Origin of the sequence: Actinokineospora sp. NBRC 105648, assembly GCF_030269645.1 — a bacterium.
Classification (GTDB): domain Bacteria; phylum Actinomycetota; class Actinomycetes; order Mycobacteriales; family Pseudonocardiaceae; genus Actinokineospora.
This window is the reverse complement of record NZ_BSTR01000074.1, coordinates 1-14,960: the sequence shown is the minus strand read 5'-3', so window position 1 is coordinate 14,960 and position 14,960 is coordinate 1. Positions and strand designations below refer to the sequence as shown.

Here is a 14,960-nt window from a genome sequence, read left to right as displayed (position 1 = left end):
TTGGCGTGCTCCCACGGCGTCGCGAGTGGGCGCCTGGTTGGTCCGCGCTGGACACTCGAAGCGGCCTGGAGCCCGTCTGCTCAGCTGGTGGCCGATCGGCGGCCCGCGGTGGCGAGGATGTCGGCGCCCGCGGTGCTGGCGGCCAGCGCCTCCTCGAAGGAGTCCTTGGGCAGCACGGTGTTCCCGCCGACGATCACGGTGTCCGGCGGAGTGTCGTAGCCGGCCGGGACGTCGTCCCAGAAGTTCCCGATGAACGCCACGTTGGCCAGCGGCGGCGCCACCGCCAGCACGACCGGGGTGTCGCCGCGGTGCACGACGTTGCCCTGCACGGTCACCCAGGCGGCGCCGTAGTCAGTGTAGAGGCCGAAGTTGTACGAGGTGATCGTATCCCGGACGACGTTGCCGCGGACCACCGCGCCGCTGGCGTAGGACGCGCCCTGCGGCGCCGAGAGGTAGATGCCGCCGCCGTCGGCGAGCACGGTCATCGTGTGGTGGACCAGGTTCGACAGCACCCGCGTGCCCCGGGTCCGGTCGCCACCGTGCACGACGATCCCGCAGTGGGGCGTGTGGTGGACCTCGTTGTGCCGCACGGTGACCTCGCGCGACTCGGAGACGATGATCGCGGGTGACCCCCGGTACTCGAGCCCGATGTCGTGGACCAGGTTGTCCTCGACCACGCAGTCACGGGCGTCGTGGACGGCGATCCCGCTGCCGGAGATGTCGTCGAAGGTGTTGCCGCGCACCACGATGCCGGTGCCCGAGATCGCGAGGCCGCCCGCGCCAAGGTGGGTGAAGTGGTTGTCCGCCACCGTGATCCGCGTGGCGTCGGTGAACTCGACGTTCGCGGGGAGGCGCACCGACTCGATCGGCACGGTGATCCGGCCCATCCCCTCGGGCAGGACCACCGTGCCCACCTCGCCGCCCTGGTAGTGGGCGTTGCCGTGGTAGTGCAGGTAGCCGCCGGTCTCCTCGACGCCCGACCAACCCGCGTGCGCGAAGGTGAGGCCACGCAGGGTCAGGTCCGCGAGCGAGCCGTGTCCGGAGATCAACGTCTCCAGCACCGGGGCGATGACGGCGGTGGTGTCCGGGTGCTCGCCCGGCCGCGGCAGGTAGTGCAGTACGTGCTCGCCGGGAGTGGAGCGGTCGAGTGTGAACGTCCCGGGTTCGGTGAGGGACGCGCGGCTGTTCTCGATCGAGGTCGGCGCCGCGAGGGGGAACCAACCGCCCGGCTCGTCGCCGGTCGGGAGGTCGCCGTCCGGGAGATCGCCGTTCCACTCGGCGTCGTAGAGCTTCTGGGCCCACGCCCAGGCGGGCTGTGCCATGGTGATCGTCGTCGACTCGCCGTCGGTGCTGATCTCGGCGACCGCGCAGCGGGCCTCGGACCACGGGTAGACGCCGGTGTAGACGAACTCGACGCCGCTCGCACCGTGCCACGCCTCCGGGATAACGGCGCTTGTGACGTACCCGATCTCGGTTTTCGTCACGTTCCCCAGGACCTCTTCCGAGCAAGTGGCCCGGCCCGCGCGGCGGCCGTCGACGTGGAGCTGACGGACGACGAGGTCCCCGACCCCGACCGACCAGGTGCCGCTCGGAGTCTGCTCCCAGCCCGTCAGAACCCGTCCGCCGCTGAGCACCACCGCCTCCGCGTGGTCGGTCCCGTAGCCGTGTGACTGGTAGGTGACCTGGTGGCCGTTGTTCCCGGAATCTCCCTGTGCAGCATGGAACTGGAGTGTCCGGTCGAGCTGGTAGGTGCCTGCGCGCAGGGACACGACGATGTCGTCGGTCATGGCGTGCGTGCGCTCGCGCACCGCGCGCTGGGCGGCCGCGACGGAGGCCAGCGGTTCCTCGGCGGTCCCGGGCCACTCGTCCCGGCCCCAGGGCGCGACGAAGATGGAGGTGTGCGGCATGGCGGCGGGGTCCCCTCACGGTTATGTCGTACACTGATGTGTACAACATAAGCACGGTTCGCCCGGGAGGGGCAACCACCGAGGGAGCCGAGATGGACAGGGCCGAGATGGACGACAACCGGCAGGCGGACCCGGAGCGCGCGGTCGAACTCCTGTGGGGCGACCAGCGCGAGACCCGGCTGAGCCTGTCCCGGATCGTGGCGGCCGCGGTCGAGCTGGCCGACGCCGACGGCCTGGCCGCGCTGTCCATGCGCCGGATCGCCGAACGCCTGGGGTACACGACGATGTCGCTGTACCGGCACGTCGTCGGCAAGGCCGAACTCGTCCACCTGATGCGCGACGCCGTCTTCGCCGAACTCGCACCCGATGCCGATGCCGGGGCCGTGGTCGCTCCGGCCCGAGGACTGTCCGCCGATCCGGCCGATGACCCCACCGCCGATCCCGCCGGGGGGCGGACGGTGGCTCCCGCCGGTTGGCGCACTGACCTCGCCGCGTGGGCGCGGCGGCAGCGGGCGTTGCACCAGCGGCACCGCTGGCTGGTCGACAGCGCGGGCAGCAGGCACGTGCCCGGCCCGAACATCATGGCCAACTACGAGCAGGCGCTGGCGATCGCGGAGCGGACCGGGCTGCCACCCGCGGTGGTGCTCGCGGTGGTGGACCTGGTCGGCGGGTTCGTCGATAGCGTCGCCCGCCGCGAGCGCGAGCTGGCCGAGGCCGAGGAGCCCACCGGTGAGAGCCACGACGAGTGGTGGGCCGCCCGAACGTCGCTGTACGAGCGGCTGGGGGAGTACCCGGCCCTCACCCGGCTGTGGGAAGCGGGCGGCCACGACCACCCGCTCGACCCCTTCGACTTCGGCTTGCACCGGACCCTGGACGGCATCGAAGCCCTGATTCGTGACGAAATCCGTGTTGAAAGCCGCACCGCTCCATGCACCACCTGCGGCAAGCCCATCCAAGACACCGGCCGAGGCCGCCCCCGCGCCTACTGCTCCCGCGCCTGCCAACAACGCGCCTACCGCCAACGCCACCCCTGACGCAGCCCGATCTCGACTCACAGCCTCTTGTTAGCATCAATCTATCCACTACTTGATATCAAGAGATTCAATAAACAGTGCATCGACGCATCCGCCCGGTCGTGCACCTATTACTCCCCCATTGAGTATTGCTATCAAATATTTACTATCAAGATAATGAAGAGTCGCTACGGAGCTGGGACCCTGCCTTCAACCAGGAAGACAGAACGAAAAAACGCACGGATAGGGGGAGCTCACTCGGAGGCTGGTTTGTCGCGCTGGGGGTGAGGCCGAGTCGAGAGGTGGTGGTCGGCTTGGGGGTTGGAAAGTCCGTCGTCGGGGGAGTGGCTGGTGGGGCACGATGTGCAGATGGCGGACGTGTTGCGGTTAGCGGTCGTTCCCGCCCCCGAGGAGGCGGGCGCTGGTTTTCAGGTGCGTGTGCACGTCAACGGTGACGACGTGACCGTGGGGGTCGGGATGGATCCCTATGACCTGCTCGTACCGCACAACCGGCTGCTCGCCACCGCCGCGCCCGGCAGGGTTCCCATCGGGCGTTGCACGTGCGGGGACTACGGGTGCTGTCCGACCGATGTCGTCGTCCAGCGCGTTGGTGGCCTGGTGCTGTGGGCTTGGTCGGGGAACTCCGCCACCTTCGTCGCCGACCAGTACGACGCCGAGGTCGCGCGGGCGGTCGCGGACCACACCTGGGAAACCCCCGACCGCGTCGCGGGGAGGCTGTTGTTGGCTGGCCTCGACCGAGCGCGCCTGCTCGACCACGGGGTGACCCCCGATTGGGTCCACCACGACGAGCGCTTCCGCTTCGCGCTCAGGTACGGCGCGGACTACCAGTTGTTCCTCGACGTCGAATGGGGTGACCACACCCCGGAGTCCCTGGCGGCCGAGATCAGGGAAACCCTTGCCCGACCGCCCCGGGACTGGCCGGTCAGCTGGCACGCCATCGACCCCGCGCTGCGGGACACGCCGCCCGCCATCGCTGGTCCGGACTGGAAGCCCGACCACTAGGTCGGGGGGTGTCCCTATGTGGTTGTCAAGCCGCGGCTGGGGCGGGATTGGTCTCGGGGTGTCGGTAGTTGGTCTTGTTTCGGAGCATGGCGAACAGGACGTCGCAGCGGCGGCGGGCCAGGCAGATCAGCGCGGCGTTGTGTTTCTTCCCTTCGTCGCGTTTGCGCTGGTAGTAGGCCCGGCTGGTGGGGTCGGCCAGTGCGGCGAACGCGGAGAGAAAGAACGCGCGTTTGAGTTTGCGGTTGCCGGTGCGGGCTGGATGTTCTCCCTTGATGGAGGATCGGGACAGGATCTCCAGCACCGCGGGGTGGCTGATCCTGGGGCCGGTCGCGCGTTCGAGGGCGGGATGGATGCCGGTGAGCAGGCCGCGGATCCGGTTGCCGATCCGCGTGGCCTCACCGGCGAGATCATTGTCGAACCCGACCAGCACCTCCAGCTCGGCCAGGGCGTCGTCACCGACATCGACCGGCCGCAGCGTGTGCGGCAGCGATCGGGCCGGGTCGGCGATGATGAACGCGTCCCGAGCGTCGGTCTTCGCGCGGCCCGGATAGAGGTCGGCGATGCGACGCATCGCCAATCCGGGCAGGTAAGCGACCTGGTGTCCGGCGGCGCGGGCGACCGCGACCGGCAGCGCTCCGATCGTGGCCGGTTGATCGACCACCACCAGCAGCGGTCCGTGTTTGGTGAGCTTGTCGAACAGCGCCCGCAGCTTGGGCTCACTGTTGGGCAGCGGCGCGTCATGCAGCCGCCTACCGGTCGGGTCCAGGCCCACGGCGTGGTGTTCGCCCTTGCCGACGTCCAGGCCCAGGAACACCCCGTAACCGCTGGTCATCCACTATGCCCATCGTCCCGTCGCGGTGGCCGCCGGTCGAGCATCGAGCGCCGGCACCCACGTTACGACGAGACCTACCCGGCTGGGTGGCCGTGTCCCTATCAGCGGTCCTTCGATGCCACCAGGTCCGGTGACATCACCCCCCGGATCATGCGTGCGACTGGGGGCGTCAGTCATGCCGAACCTGGCGACCACAACTCCTTGATCAGGAGCTACGAAAAAGGTAACGGGGGTCCGCGGTGGCCCACACGTCCACTGTGGACAGTGAATCCCGTGCACCGGACACCGAACTCCCTCGTGCTCCAATCGGCACGGACTCGGTTGGCGCGACAGTGGTTCACCTCCCGGGTCGAGCGATTTCTCGGTGGGCAAGCCTTTCGGGGGTTGATCCACTCGATCGACGGCGGAGGGATCTATTGGTCTAGACCAAAAGTCGTGGAGTGGCTACGCTGACCTTGATCGACGAGAGCGGTTCGCCGCCCGAACAGCCAGGGGATGCCGATGACCACCACCGCCGGTCGAGTGGGCGCGCTGGAGCGCGTCGAGGTCTTGTCGCGGCGGTGGGCGTTGCCATCCCTGCGGCTGTCGCTGGGATTGGTCTACCTGTGGTTCGGCGTGCTCAAGGTGTTGGGGCAGTCGCCGGTCGCCGAGCTGGTGCGGGCGACGGTGCCGTGGGTCCACGGCGGTTGGTTCGTGCCCGCCCTGGGGTGGGTGGAGATCGTGCTCGGCGTGGCGTTGCTGATCGGGAAACCCCGGCGGTTGGCGCCCGCGGCCGCGGCGGCACACCTGGCGGGTACCTTCCTGGTCTTCGTGGAGGCGCCGGGAATGGCGGTGTCAGGTGGGAATGTCCTTTTGCTGACCGCCACTGGTGAGTTCGTGCTCAAGAACGTCGTGCTCGTCTGCGCCGCGCTCACGGTTCTCGGGCTGGGGCAGGCCAAGGCGAAGTCCACTGTGGAGGCTTAACTCCGGAGCGGTTCGCGCGGTGGGCAGTTGTGGCCCGAAGCCGTGATGGGACACTTGACGCATGCGTGTTGGGGGTTTGGTGAGTGTGGTGGTGTTGGCGACGGTGGCCGGGTGCGGTGCACCGCTGACCGGACCGGCCTCGGATCCGGGGCTCACGCTGCGGGAGACCACCCCGATCACCCCGACCAGCCCGACCGGCCCGACCGGCCCGACCACGCGGGAGTCGCTGCCGCCGCCTGCTTGTCCGCCGGAGGGCGTCCTGATCACGCCGTTGACCCCCGAGGCGGCCATGGGCTTGCGGGTGGTGACCTTGGAAATGGTCAACTGCGGGGCCCGGCCGTACGAGATCTCGGGCTATCCGGTGCTCCGCGTGCTCGACGGCGAGCAGCGGGTGCTCCCGGTGAAGGTGGGTCGCGGTTCGGCGGGCATCGCCACTGTCGCGGGTTTCGACGACCCACCGCGGAGCGTGACGTTGCGACCGGGGGAGAAGGCCCGGACGGGGTTGATGTGGCGCAACACCGTCACCGACTCGACGGTGACGGCCACCACCGGGCACACCCTGGAGATCGCCCCGGCCGAGGACAGGCCGGTGCAGCGGGTCCCGCTGATCGCCGAGGGTGATCGGGCCGACGAGGGCCCGTACGCGTTCACCCTCGACCTGGGTAACACGGGCGCGCTCGGTGTCCGGGCGTGGTTCAAGGTCTGAGCCGTCCCGCTCGGGCTGGGCGCGCCGATCGGCCAACCGAGGGAAACCGCCTTCGGCGGGGAACCGGATCGGGCATGCTCGGTCGAAGGTGTCGATGATCGTTGTCGGTCGCGGGAGTGTGGGGGACGGATGAGCGGGCAGTTCGAGGTCGAGGTCCAGGAGGTGCGGGCGCACGCCCAGACCGTCGCCACGGTGGCGAGTCAGGTGGGCGACGCGGTCAAGGCGGGCTCGGTGGGCGGTGGCGCGTTCGGCGCGATCGGGGAGTTCTTCGCCTCGGCGATCACCGCGGCGGGTGACCAGGTCCGTGGGGACATCGGCCGGGCCGCCCAGGCCGTCATCGACGTGCGGGCCGGTCTGGACGCGGTCGCCGAGCTGTACCGCCAGGTCGACGACGCGCAGGCCCGGCTCTTCGGCGGTGAGGACGCCAAGGTCACGCCGGTGCAGTCGGCCGACCCGCCGTACCCGACCCGGCAGCGGGCGAAGGCCGAGGAGGTGCTGCGGCGGATCGCCCGCGACCATCCGATCAGCGCGGCGGCGGTCGCCCTGGGCCCGGTCCACGACGCCCGCTGGTGGGTCGGCGAGATCGCCTCGGCGACCATCGGCGACCACTACGAGAAGGACGTCGCCCACCTGCTGCGGGACAAGCCGACCAACGCGACCCTCAAGGCGCTGGCCGATGGGGAGACCGACTTCTGGAAGTCCGAGCGCGGCAACTGGGTCGGCGCGATGATGCCGGCGAGCATGCGCTACTCGATGCTGGTCGACAGCCGCACCGAGTGGCTCAACGCGATGCCGCCCGCCGACCGCGACCGGATCGCCAAAGAGCTTGGCGTGCAACTGAAGAAGTGACCCGGGCGATCAGCCGTACCCCGACTCGGTCAGCCGGTACCCGTCCGCGGTGACCCGGTGGGTCTGACCGGAGCCACCGGCTATCCGCGACCAGCTCCGCACCTCGAGTTCGTGGTCGAGCAGTCGGTAGTCGAAACCCCCGTACATGCCGGGCACCGGGAACCACATCCGCGGTTCGGTGAGTTCGGCCAACACCTCGAGCTCCGGCAGTCGCAGTCGCTCGCGGTCGACGAGGTCCGCGGCCCGTTCGCGGATGAGGTCGTGGAAGTGCCGGCGCAGACCTGCTGCCGGTGCCGGGTTGTGGATCACCGGCATGAGCAGGTCGGTGAGGTGTCCGTGGCCATTGTCCTCGGCGAGGTCGAGCGCCCGGTGCCCACTCGCGGTGCACAGGGTGAGCCACGGGCCGTGGGTGAGCAGCTCGCGGACGACCTCTCGGCCCGCGCCTTGCCAGGCCGCTTGGTGTACCGGGGTGTACCAGCTGGTGCCACCGGGCCGCCAGGCGTTGACCAGGTCCGGCGAGGTCGCGAGTGCCCGCAGGACGGTCGGCCACTCGCCGTCGCGGGCCGCGGACGCGAGGTGGTCACGGCGGAGCTGGTGATCTGGTCGGTAGGTCGTGCTGAGAGTCACGCCCTGCCATTCGGGGTTGCCCACCCGGCGACGATAGCCAGCTTATGACTCTTGCCAGGCCAAACGACTACGACCGGCGGCGGGGTTTTCCGCGCTTGGCGGTCTGGGTGGGCTTTGGCCTGCTTGCGGTCTTGGTCGGAGTCTTGCGCTCCGCGGCCGGCTTGGGCGGTGTCGGGGGGCGTCCTCGGGTGCTGTTCTCGGTGCGCCCGCGCACGATGCCGATGAACCGCTCCACCGCCTCGGTGGTCTCGTCCTCCAGCCAGGACAGTGCCACTCGGGACTCCGGGGCGTCCACGACCGGGCGGAAGGTGAGATCGCGGCGGTGGTGCAGGCGGGCGAGGGACTGGGGGACGACGAGCAGGCCCACGCCCGCGGCGACCAGCTCGATGGCGTCGCCGGTGGTGGCGGGGCGTTCGACGGCCGGCTTCCCGGGCAGCTGCTCCCAGTCGAGCGTGTCGTCGAGGGGGTGCAGCACGACACTGTCGGCGAAGTCCGTTGTGGACACCTCGTCGGCCGCGGTGATGAGGTGGTCCTTGGGGGCGACGACCACGGTGGTCTCGGTGTAGAGCGGGATCGCGTGCAGGCCCGCCCGGTCGATCGGCAACCGGAGCAGGGCGGCGTCGGCGCGGTGGTCGCGGATCAGGTCGGCGGCGTCGGCGGCGGGGACCTGCAGGAGCGTTATCGGGGACTCCGGTGTTCGCTCTTCCCAGGCGCGGGTCCACTTGCCGGGGGTGACCCCTGGGACGTACGCGAGGGTGAACACTGGGGGGACGTCCGGGCCTGCCACGTGCTCAGATTACCGGGCGTGAAGGAGTCGGCGCACACGCCCGGTAACCTGCACGCCATGACGTCGCACAAGACCCCCCAGACGATGAAGCCCGCGACCGCGGCGAAGAAGCTGGGCGTGTACCTCGAGGCCACGCCCGCGGACTTCCAAGAGGGCGTCGTCTCCCGCGACGAGTTGAACGCGCTGCAGGCCGACCCGCCGGAGTGGCTGCGCGAGCTGCGCCGCAACGGTCCCCACCCCCGGCCGGTCATCGCCTTGAAGCTGGGCATCTCCATCGGCGGTCTGACCCGGGCGGGGGTCACCGAGGCGCTCACCACCGAGCAGATCGACGCGCTCAAGGTCGACGACCCCGACTGGCTGCAGCGGGAACGCGCGACCCAGGCGGAGGTTCGCAAGGAGACGGCGCGGATCAAGGCCGAGCAGGAGAAGGTCGAGAAGCAGGCCACGGAGAAGTCGGCCCCGGTGAAGAAGTCCTCGGTGAAGAAGTCCGTGGCGAAGAAGAAGAGCGCCAGGAAGAAGACCGGTGTGAAGGTGGCGCCCCGCCGAGCCCGCTACTGACGCTCCACCCACGGGGTGCCGGCCGAAAGCGACGCGGGCCTGCTCCCCGGCTACTTGGTCTGGCTGGCGTTGAGGTAGGCCAGTACCGCCAGTACCCGGCGGTGGCCCGCCTCGTCGCTGGGCAGGCCCAGTTTGCTGAAGATGTTGCGGATGTGCTTCTGGACCGCGCCGTCGCTGACCACCAGCAGTTCGGCGATCGTGGTGTTGTCGTGGCCCTCGGCCATCAGGCCGAGCACCTCGCGCTCGCGAGTGGTCAATGTGGACAGTGGGTCGTCGGCCTTGCGCCGCACCAGGAGTTGGGCGATCACCTCCGGGTCCATCGCGGTGCCGCCGTCGGCGACCCGGCGCAGCGCGTCGAGGAACCGCTCCACCCGGCCGACGCGTTCCTTGAGCAGGTAGCCCACGCCGCCCGCGCCGTCGGCCAGGAGTTCGGCGGCGTAGCTGTTCTCCACGAACGCGGAGAGCACGAGCACCGGCAGGCCGGGGTGGCGCCGTCGGGCCTCGACCGCGGCGCGCAGGCCGTCGTCGGTGAAGGTCGGTGGGAGGCGGACGTCGACGACGACGGCGTCCGGGCGGTCGGCGGTGACCGCGGCGAGGAAGTCGGTGGCGTTGTCCACGGCCGCGCGCACCTCGATGCCCGCGGTGCTCAGCAGCAGCACGAGGCCCTCGCGGAGCAGGGCGTCGTCCTCGGCGATCACGACCCGCACGGCAGCTCCACCCGCAGCACGGTCGGGCCGCCGACCGGGCTGGTCAGCTCGGTGCTGCCGTCGAAGGCGTCGACCCGGCGCCGGATGCCCGCCAGGCCGCTGCCGCGGGTCTCGTCGGCACCGCCGCGGCCGTCGTCGTCCACCCTGATCAGCAACCTGTCCTCCGCGGCGTCGAGTCCGACCGAGACGCGCTCGGCGCCGGAGTGCTTGGTGGCGTTGGTGAGGGCCTCGGCGATGATGAAGTATGCCGCGGCCTCCACCGCGGCCGGTCGGCGCCCGACCTGGCCGAGGTCGAGCACGCACGGGATCGGGCAGCGGGCGGCGAGCGCGGTGATCGCGCCGTCGAGGCCGCGGTCGGAGAGCACCGGCGGGTAGATGCTGCGGACCACGTCGCGCAGTTCGGCCAGTGCGGACATCGCGGTGTCCTGGGCCTTGCGGACCAGGCCGAAGGCGGCGTCGGGGTCGCGGTCGCGCAGCTGTTCGGCGATGCCCAGCTGCATGATCACCGCGGCGATCCTGGCCTGGGTGCCGTCGTGCAGGTCCCGTTCGATCCGGCGCAGCTCGGCGCCGTGCGCGTCGAGCGCGGCGGCCCGGGAGGCGGTGAGCTCGGCGACCCGGTAGGACAGGGACACGCCGTCGGCGGGCCGCAGCAGTGACCGGGCGAACTGGGCCTGGCGGCGGGCGGCGGCGGGTACCAGCAGTGCGAGGGCGCCGTAGAGCAGCGCGGTCGGCACGCTGAGCCAGGCGAGGGGCCACGAGGTCACCTGGTAGCCGAACGGGCCGGCGACCCCGCCGGGGACCAGGTGCCAGTACGCGGGGATGAGCAGTTGGTTGAGCGCCCCGGTGGGCAGGCCGATGGCCACCGCAGCGATGAAGATGCCGGTGGGGGCGTGCACCAGCAGCCAGAGCAGGTCGCGGCGGGTGGCGGGGTCGTGCCACAGGGTGCGCAGCTGCTCGCGCAGTGACCCGGTCACCGGTTCGTACGGCTCGGGGATGTCGATGCCCAGTTCTCGGGCCGCTCGGCGCCGCTCCAGGGCGGCCAGTTTGCGGACCAGCGCCGCCGCCTCGGGTACGGCGGGCAGGCCGATCCCGAACACCGCGCACAGCACCGTCACCACGAACAGGCCCGCGAGCGCCAACAGGGCGAGCAGCGAGGTGCCACCGCCGATGAGCAGGTAGCGCAGGGCCCGCCAGTACTGGCTGAGCAGCGCGCCGATCGAGGTGCGGCTCGCGGCTCCGATGTCGCTCATGTCGACGATTGTGCGTCATCGGTTTCGCGACCGTCGCCGGTAGTGCAGGCACTACCGGCGATCCGCCTGTGCGCGGGATCGAGTCCGGGCGGCGGCGAACCTAGCTTTGTCCTCATCGGACCTGAGGTGGAGGACGCGGGGATGCAGGCGTTGGCGTTGGAAGCGGTGCGCAAGGTGTACGGCAGGGGGGACGGCGCGGTCACCGCGCTCGACGGGGTGTCGGTGGCGCTGCCGCAGGGCAGCTTCACCGCGGTGATGGGGCCTTCCGGGTCGGGCAAGAGCACGTTCCTGCACTGCGCGGCCGGTCTGGACCGGCCGACGTCGGGGCGGGTGCTGCTCGGTGACACGGACCTGGCCGGGATGGGGGAGAACGCGCTCACCGAGCTGCGCCGGGGCCGGATCGGTTTCGTGTTCCAGGCCTACAACCTGCTGCCCTCGCTGGACGTGGCGCAGAACATCGGGCTGCCGCTGCGGTTGGCCGGGAAGCGACCGGACCCGGCGTGGCTGCGCGAGGTGGTCGGTCGGGTCGGTATCGCGGGCAGGTTGGGGCACCGGCCCGCGGAGCTCTCGGGCGGGCAGCAGCAGCGGGTGGCGATCGCCCGCGCCCTGGTCACCCGGCCGGAGGTGCTGCTGGCCGACGAGCCGACCGGCGCGCTGGACACCCGCACCGGCAGGCAGGTGCTGGAGCTGCTGCGCGACCTGGTCGACACGACCGGGCAGACGGTGCTGATGGTCACCCACGACCCGGTCGCCGCCTCGTACGCGCACAACGTGCTGTTCCTGGCCGACGGCAGGTTGGCGGGGTCGCTGCCGCGGCCGACGCCGAACCTGGTCGCCGAGCGCATGACCCACCTCGGGGAGTGGTGAGCCGTGCTGTCGTTGTCCTGGCAGACGATCAAGACCCGGGCGAGCGGCCTGGTCGGCGCGTTCCTGGCGGTGCTGTGCGGCACCGCGCTGATGGCGGCGTGCGGGGTGCTCATCGACTCGGGTATCCGCTCCGGGGTGCCCACCGAGCGTTACGCAGCCACCTCCGTGGTGGTCGGTGGCAAGCAGTCGGTGCGACCGGAGGGCGCCGACGCGCTGTCCGCCCAGCGGGTCACCGACCAGCCGACGCTGGGCGCTGACCTGGTGCGGCGGATCGCGGCGGTGCCGGGGGTGCGGGCGGCCGTCGGTGAGGTGGACTTCCCCGCGAACGTGATGACCGATCGCGGCGAGCTGGTGACCGGGCCGGGTGGCTCCCCCTCGCGTGGGCACGGCTGGGGTTCGGCTGTGCTCGCCCCGTTCACCCTGACCGCCGGCGCCGAGCCGACCAGGTCCGACCAGGTCGTGCTCGACACCGACCTCGCGGCCCGGGTGAACGCGCGAGTCGGCCAGCGGGTGCGGATCGCGACGCCCGGTTCGACCGCGACGACAGCGGAGTACCAGGTCACGGGCCTGGTCTCGGCGAACAGGCTCACCCGGCAGTCAGCGCTCTTCTTCAGCCCCGACCGGGCCGCCGAGCTGTTCGGCAGGCCCGGCCAGGTGCACGCGGTGGGCGTGCTCGCCGACAGCGGTGTCGATGTCGACGACCTGGCCGAACGGGTTGAAGGGGCACTGAACGGGGAGAGCGTCACCGTGTCCGCCGGTGTCGAGCGCAGCTCGATCGAGTTCACCGACGTCGGCCAGGCCCGGGCGACGCTGACCGTCATCGCGAGCTCGTTCGCCGGGATCGCGCTGCTGGTGATGATGTTCGTGGTGAGCAGCACGCTGGCCCTGTCGGTGGCCCAGCGCCGCCGGGAGTTCGCCCTGCTGCGCGCCATCGCCGCCACACCCCGCCAGATCCGCAGGCTGATCGCCACCGAGACCACCCTGGTGGCCCTGCCCGCGGCCGTGCTGGGCAGCCTCGGCGGGGTCCTGCTCGCCGGCTGGCTGCGGGACGCGTTCGCGGGCATCGGCGTCGTCCCACCGGACTTCGCGCTGACCACCGGCCCGATCCCGGTCGCCGCCGCGCTGGTGCTCGGGGTCGGCGCGGCCAGACTGGCTGGCGCGGTGACCGCGCGCAGGCCCGCCCGGATCTCACCGGTGGCGGCCCTGGGCGAGGCCGCCGTGGAGCGGAGCGCACTCGGCCGCGGCCGGACCTGGACCGGGCTGGTGTTCCTGCTGCTGGGCGTCGGGGCCTCGACCATCCCGCTGTTCCTGCACAGCCTGGTCGCAGCCGGGCTGACCACGATCGCCGCGCTGCTGATCGTCATCGGTCTGGCCCTGCTCGGGCCACTCGTGGTGGGCCGCGCCATCCGGGTGCTCGCCGGACCACTGGGCAGGCTGTCCCGAGTCGGCGGCTACCTGGCCGCGGCGAACAGCGTGGCCAACACCCGGCGGCTCTCGGCGGCGATCACCCCGCTGATGCTCGCGGTCGGCTTCGCGATCACCTACTTCTTCAGCCAGTCGATCAGCGGCGCGGCCGTCCAGCGCGAGACCGACCTGGCCACCACCGCCGACCACGTCATCACCAGTCAGTCGGGCGGCCTACCTCCACAGGTGTCGGCAGCTGCGCGGCGGGTCCCCGGGGTGGCCACGGCGACCTCGGTGGTGCGCACCCACGCCATCGTCGCCAGCGCCCGACCGGGCGGCGACGACGTCGACGTACAGACTGTCCCGGCCATCGGCCTCGACGGCGACCAGGTCGAGGGAAACCTCGACCTCGGCTCCGTGACCGGAAACCTGGCCGACCTCACCGGCGCTACGGTGGCGCTGAGCGCGAGCGAGGCGAACAGCCAAGACAAGGAACTCGGCGACGAGGTCGAGTTCTACTTCGGCGACGGCACCCCCGCAAAGCTCCGCTTGGTGGCCACTTACACCCACCACCTGGCCTTCGGCGACTTCATCCTGCCCGCACCCCTCGCCCGCGCCCACTCCACCGACCTGGTCGACACCTCTGTACTGGTACGACTCACACCTGGTACGTCCACTGTGGACGCGGCAACGGGACTGGCTGATCTCGCCCGGGAATTCCCGGGGGCCGTGGTGGCCGACCGGACCGCGATGGGCGCCGTCCGGGACACCACCCAGACCCAGCAGTTCTGGGTCAGCCTCACCGCGATCGGGGTGGTCCTCGGCTACATCGTGATCGCCGTGGCCAACACACTCGTGATGACCACCGCACAACGAACCCGCGAGTTCGCCCTGCTGCGCCTGGTCGGCGGCACAAGGCGACAGGTCCGCCACATGATGCGGATCGAGGCGACGGTGTCGGCGGGCATCGCGATCGTGATCGGATCACTGATCCCGATCCTGCCCCTCGCCCTACTGGGCATCGGCCTGGCCGGGTCACCGATACCGACCGGCCCGGTGGTGGTCTACCTGGGAATCGTCCTGGGAGCCGCAATCCTCGGAATCCTGGCGGTAGCACTACCCACGAGATTCACCATGCGAACCCGCCCCATCGACGCCATCGGTCTACGCGACTGACCCCAGGGCACATCCCCACACCCCAAAGACACCTCCCAGCCCAGCCCAGCCCATCACCGCAGCCCCGGCACCTCACCCCACCCCGTCCCCACCTCTCGCCCCATCTCCGCCCCACCCCTCCCACCGCAGCCCGGCGACCACTCCCGCCCCTGCATCCCATACGCCAATACCGCTAAGTTAAGCGCGGCGCGTGCAGTCGTATGATGGGCGGTCCGTTGTGGTGAGTTCCGTGGTGGTGGGGTTTTTTGACGATGTAGGAGTTGTGTCGTCCGCGTTTGATGACGCGGGGGT

The 14,960-nt window shown here is 70.7% G+C and carries 13 protein-coding genes and 1 pseudogene; 8 read left to right on the top strand and 6 right to left on the bottom strand.

Annotation, left to right across the window (positions count from 1 at the left end):
- Window positions 1-80: 80 nt before the first annotated feature.
- A complete protein-coding gene (locus QSK30_RS34910) occupies window positions 81-1,907 on the bottom strand; it encodes a right-handed parallel beta-helix repeat-containing protein (RefSeq protein ID WP_285509651.1) in 1,827 nt (608 codons plus the stop codon).
- Window positions 1,908-1,999: 92 nt separating this feature from the next.
- Here QSK30_RS34910 and QSK30_RS34905 point away from each other — a divergent pair, with 92 nt between their 5' ends.
- Together QSK30_RS34905 and QSK30_RS34900 are read left to right on the top strand one after the other, a co-directional pair.
- On the top strand, window positions 2,000-2,941 hold the full coding sequence (locus QSK30_RS34905) for a TetR/AcrR family transcriptional regulator (protein WP_285509649.1): 942 nt from the start codon (window positions 2,000-2,002) through the stop codon (window positions 2,939-2,941).
- Between the two features lie 348 nt (window positions 2,942-3,289).
- Window positions 3,290-3,943 carry a hypothetical protein gene (locus QSK30_RS34900; protein ID WP_285509647.1) on the top strand — a complete coding sequence of 218 codons (654 nt, stop codon included), beginning with the start codon at window positions 3,290-3,292 and terminating at the stop codon, window positions 3,941-3,943.
- A 25-nt stretch (window positions 3,944-3,968) separates the two neighbouring features.
- Here QSK30_RS34900 and QSK30_RS34895 read toward each other — a convergent pair whose 3' ends face one another.
- Window positions 3,969-4,775, bottom strand: a complete 807-nt coding sequence (locus QSK30_RS34895; RefSeq protein ID WP_285509645.1) for an IS110 family transposase — start codon at window positions 4,773-4,775, stop codon at window positions 3,969-3,971.
- Window positions 4,776-5,276: 501 nt separating this feature from the next.
- On the opposite strand from QSK30_RS34895, the gene QSK30_RS34890 reads away from it, so the two are divergent.
- From QSK30_RS34890 to QSK30_RS34880, 3 genes are all read left to right on the top strand, one after another.
- Window positions 5,277-5,738 (top strand): DoxX family membrane protein, encoded by a 462-nt coding sequence (locus QSK30_RS34890; protein WP_285509644.1) that lies wholly within the window; start codon window positions 5,277-5,279, stop codon window positions 5,736-5,738.
- A gap of 61 nt (window positions 5,739-5,799) precedes the next feature.
- Window positions 5,800-6,444 (top strand): DUF4232 domain-containing protein, encoded by a 645-nt coding sequence (locus tag QSK30_RS34885; RefSeq protein WP_285509642.1) that lies wholly within the window; start codon window positions 5,800-5,802, stop codon window positions 6,442-6,444.
- A gap of 129 nt (window positions 6,445-6,573) precedes the next feature.
- Window positions 6,574-7,293, top strand: coding sequence for a type VII secretion target (locus QSK30_RS34880; RefSeq protein ID WP_285509640.1), 720 nt, complete (start codon window positions 6,574-6,576; stop codon window positions 7,291-7,293).
- A gap of 9 nt (window positions 7,294-7,302) precedes the next feature.
- Here QSK30_RS34880 and QSK30_RS34875 read toward each other — a convergent pair whose 3' ends face one another.
- Together QSK30_RS34875 and QSK30_RS34870 are read right to left on the bottom strand one after the other, a co-directional pair.
- Window positions 7,303-7,944, bottom strand: a complete 642-nt coding sequence (locus tag QSK30_RS34875; RefSeq protein WP_285509637.1) for an ankyrin repeat domain-containing protein — start codon at window positions 7,942-7,944, stop codon at window positions 7,303-7,305.
- A gap of 43 nt (window positions 7,945-7,987) precedes the next feature.
- Window positions 7,988-8,707 carry a LysR substrate-binding domain-containing protein gene (locus QSK30_RS34870; RefSeq protein WP_285509635.1) on the bottom strand — a complete coding sequence of 240 codons (720 nt, stop codon included), beginning with the start codon at window positions 8,705-8,707 and terminating at the stop codon, window positions 7,988-7,990.
- Window positions 8,708-8,764: 57 nt separating this feature from the next.
- On the opposite strand from QSK30_RS34870, the pseudogene QSK30_RS34865 reads away from it, so the two are divergent.
- Window positions 8,765-9,124, top strand: a pseudogene (locus QSK30_RS34865) (DUF5997 family protein); the annotation flags it as partial.
- Window positions 9,125-9,315: 191 nt separating this feature from the next.
- On the opposite strand, the gene QSK30_RS34860 reads toward QSK30_RS34865, so the two are convergent.
- On the bottom strand, window positions 9,316-9,972 hold the full coding sequence (locus QSK30_RS34860; protein ID WP_285509633.1) for a response regulator: 657 nt from the start codon (window positions 9,970-9,972) through the stop codon (window positions 9,316-9,318).
- Window positions 9,960-11,222 carry a sensor histidine kinase gene (locus QSK30_RS34855; protein ID WP_285509631.1) on the bottom strand — a complete coding sequence of 421 codons (1,263 nt, stop codon included), beginning with the start codon at window positions 11,220-11,222 and terminating at the stop codon, window positions 9,960-9,962. Before QSK30_RS34855 ends, QSK30_RS34860 begins: the two co-directional genes overlap by 13 nt.
- 141 nt (window positions 11,223-11,363) lie before the next feature.
- Between QSK30_RS34855 and QSK30_RS34850 the strand changes: the two genes are divergently transcribed.
- Both QSK30_RS34850 and QSK30_RS34845 read left to right on the top strand, forming a co-directional pair.
- Window positions 11,364-12,089 carry an ABC transporter ATP-binding protein gene (locus QSK30_RS34850; protein WP_285509678.1) on the top strand — a complete coding sequence of 242 codons (726 nt, stop codon included), beginning with the start codon at window positions 11,364-11,366 and terminating at the stop codon, window positions 12,087-12,089.
- A gap of 3 nt (window positions 12,090-12,092) precedes the next feature.
- Window positions 12,093-14,669: an ABC transporter permease gene (locus QSK30_RS34845; RefSeq protein ID WP_285509629.1), complete on the top strand. Its 2,577-nt coding sequence runs from the start codon at window positions 12,093-12,095 to the stop codon at window positions 14,667-14,669.
- Window positions 14,670-14,960 lie beyond the last annotated feature (291 nt).

Coding starts and splice junctions, on each gene's coding strand:
- QSK30_RS34910 (WP_285509651.1), bottom strand. CDS start 1,907: ATGCCGCACACCTCCATCTTCGTCGCGCCCTGGGGCCGGGACGAGTGG.
- QSK30_RS34905 (WP_285509649.1), top strand. CDS start 2,000: ATGGACAGGGCCGAGATGGACGACAACCGGCAGGCGGACCCGGAGCGC.
- QSK30_RS34900 (WP_285509647.1), top strand. CDS start 3,290: ATGGCGGACGTGTTGCGGTTAGCGGTCGTTCCCGCCCCCGAGGAGGCG.
- QSK30_RS34895 (WP_285509645.1), bottom strand. CDS start 4,775: ATGACCAGCGGTTACGGGGTGTTCCTGGGCCTGGACGTCGGCAAGGGC.
- QSK30_RS34890 (WP_285509644.1), top strand. CDS start 5,277: ATGACCACCACCGCCGGTCGAGTGGGCGCGCTGGAGCGCGTCGAGGTC.
- QSK30_RS34885 (WP_285509642.1), top strand. CDS start 5,800: ATGCGTGTTGGGGGTTTGGTGAGTGTGGTGGTGTTGGCGACGGTGGCC.
- QSK30_RS34880 (WP_285509640.1), top strand. CDS start 6,574: ATGAGCGGGCAGTTCGAGGTCGAGGTCCAGGAGGTGCGGGCGCACGCC.
- QSK30_RS34855 (WP_285509631.1), bottom strand. CDS start 11,222: ATGAGCGACATCGGAGCCGCGAGCCGCACCTCGATCGGCGCGCTGCTC.
- QSK30_RS34850 (WP_285509678.1), top strand. CDS start 11,364: ATGCAGGCGTTGGCGTTGGAAGCGGTGCGCAAGGTGTACGGCAGGGGG.